Source organism: Saccharopolyspora terrae (genome assembly GCF_004348435.1).
In the GTDB taxonomy this organism is placed as follows: domain Bacteria; phylum Actinomycetota; class Actinomycetes; order Mycobacteriales; family Pseudonocardiaceae; genus Saccharopolyspora; species Saccharopolyspora endophytica.
The window spans coordinates 1-2,424 of record NZ_SMKS01000134.1 but is presented as its reverse complement, the minus strand read 5'-3'; the positions used below and the strand labels follow the sequence as shown (position 1 = coordinate 2,424).

The 2,424-nt window shown below is 71.9% G+C and carries 2 protein-coding genes; both read right to left on the bottom strand.

Annotation, left to right across the window (positions count from 1 at the left end; genetic code table 11):
- Positions 1-8: 8 nt before the first annotated feature.
- On the bottom strand, positions 9-1,082 hold the full coding sequence (locus tag E1181_RS30995) for a zinc-binding dehydrogenase (protein WP_207922401.1): 1,074 nt from the start codon (positions 1,080-1,082) through the stop codon (positions 9-11).
- 311 nt (positions 1,083-1,393) lie between these two features.
- Positions 1,394-2,424: hypothetical protein (locus E1181_RS30990; protein WP_235877180.1), on the bottom strand; the 1,031-nt coding region annotated here is incomplete at its 5' end.

The following is a 2,424-nucleotide window of genomic DNA, read 5'->3' as shown; positions in this document are numbered from 1 at the left end:
GCTCGGGGTCAGGGGGCGATGGCCTGGCGGGGAGCTTCGGCTCGGCGGACGGCTGCGAAGGCCGCGTCGAGCTCGGTGAGGCTGTAGCGGCCCGCGACCAGGTCTCCGAACGGGCGGGTGCGGTGGTGCTCGGTGATGAAGTCGACGGCCGTGAGCAGGTCGCGCGGGTGGTAGTTGTGCACGCCGACGATCCGGTTCAGGCCGCGCACCAGCCGCTCCGGATCCAACTGGACCGCCGGTCCCGGCGACACCGAACCGGCCAGCACCGCGACTCCGCCGACCGCGAGGGAGTCCAGGCAGGACTGCACCGCACCGGTGGCGCCGGACAGCTCGAGCGCGACGTCCACCTCGCCGACCGGGTTCCCGGCCGGTTCCGCCTCCGACGCCCCGAAGGCCAGCGCCTGCTCGCGGCGCAGCGGATGCGGGTCGACCGCCACCACGTGGGCGCCGGCCGCCGAGAGCATCGCCACCGCCGTCAGCCCGAGCATCCCGGCTCCGTTGACCAGCGCCCGAGCTCCAGGCTCGATGGGTCCCGCCGCGGCGACGACGGCGGCGACCGTCGCGGTCGCGCAGGACACCGGCGCGGCGACCTCCGCGGGCAGCGACTCGTCGACCGCGGCGATCGCGGTGCCCGGCATCAGCAGGCAGTGCGTGGCGAAACCTCCGCGCAGCGGCCGCTCGTCGTCCCACGCCTCGTGCCCGTACTTGCGCAGGTGCAGGCACTTCTGCGGCATCCCCGCCAGGCAGCGCGCGCAGCGCAGGCAGGAGGCGGCCACCGACCACACCACGCGGAGACCGGGCGTCACCGGAGTCGAATCCAGGCAGCGGGGCGCCTCGCCGGGGCCCACCGCGATGACGCGGCCGACCTGCTCGTGCCCGAGCACGCCTGGCGAGGGGGCGGGGCGACCGCCGGTGGCCGTGTGCAGATCACTCCCGCAGACCGTCGCCAGTTCGATCTCGACCAGGACCTCGCCGGCCTCCAGGTCGTCCGGGAGGGGCGACTCGACGAGGGTGAACGGCTCGCCGACGCCTTCCCACCGGGCGGAGAGAGCGACGCCGAGAGCGCGGGCAGGAGCAGTCATGCCCGGCATCCTGCCAGCCACGACGGCCACCTGTATGGACAAGTTGGCGGACGTTCACCGAACGGTCACGCCCCGGCCAAGAGCAGGAGGCCGAGCCCGCGCCGGCTCGGCCTCCTGGCAATTTCGGAAACGATCGGCGCTTTCGTCGGAAGCAGCCGCAATCCGGAGTTCTTTTGTGATGCGACCGCGCCCGGCCATTGTTTCTCGAATGGTAGGACGCGCTGATCGGGAGTTCTCGCGGTTTCTTGAATTGTTCGAGTCTTCGTTACGGCGCGTGCAGAGGGGTGGGTGAACCAGGTAGCTGGACCGGGTTACTCCGCCTCCGGCAGCTGGCTCTGCTGCTCGGGCTGCCAGCGGACGCCGAAGACTCCCATGCCGAAGTCCAGCGCGACCGCGTGCGCGCGCCCGAATCGATCCACCTGGAGCGGCTTGGGCTGCTCGGCCTCCTGCATCGACGAATCGCCGACGTAGCTCTCGCAGCCCGCCGGCGGGTGCGCCGGATCGAACTGCAACTCCACGACGTACTGGCGAACCGGCAGCCGGAAGAGGCGGCAGAAGCTGTGCTCGGCCTCGTTCGGACCGGTCGGCGGATCGATGATCTCGTATTCGAGCAGCAGCGTCTCGCCCCGCGCCAGCGCGTGGTCGAACAGCAGCTCGGCGACCACCAGATCGCGCGCGTGGTCGGTGAGCACCTGGCCCAGCCGGCACGAGCGGATCGGGCGGATGATCGGCGGCGTGGCCACCGACGACGCGCCGTCGAACATGATCACCCAGCGGTCGGCGTTGTTGGTCTCCGCGCGAACGAGCTTGCGGGTGCGGATTTTGCGCAGGTCACCGTGCTGATCGACGTGCACCACGTCGTGGTGCGACAGACGGGTCAGCTTGCTGTCGTGGTTGGTGTCGATCTTGGTGAGCAGCTCCGCGGCCGACTCGTGCTCCGACCACAGCGCGCTCAGCGGCGGTGCCTCGGCGGACGCCTGCCGGGTGCGGCCGCGCGGGCGCGGCGGACCGAGCAGCGCGGACAGGGAGCTCTCCGGAACGCCCAGGACCTGCTCCAGCTGGGCCAGCGCGAGCAGCGAATCGGGGCGCTCGGGGCGGCGGCGGCCGGACTGCCAGTAGCTCAGCGCCGTGATGCTGACCGGCGTGCCTCTGGCGCGCAGGCGGTGCTGGATGCGCTCCAGGCTCAGGCGGCTGGAGCGGATCGCGGTGCGCAGAGCGGCTTCGAACGGACCTGTTCGGAGCAGTTCCGCCAGCTCGGCCGAGATCGCGTTGGCCTGCTGCGTCGGTTGCGGCTTCGTGGCCTGGGAGGGTGGCTGCTGGGTCGGGTGGGCCTGCGGGGCGC

Coding starts and splice junctions, on each gene's coding strand:
- E1181_RS30995 (WP_207922401.1), bottom strand. CDS start 1,082: ATGACTGCTCCTGCCCGCGCTCTCGGCGTCGCTCTCTCCGCCCGGTGG.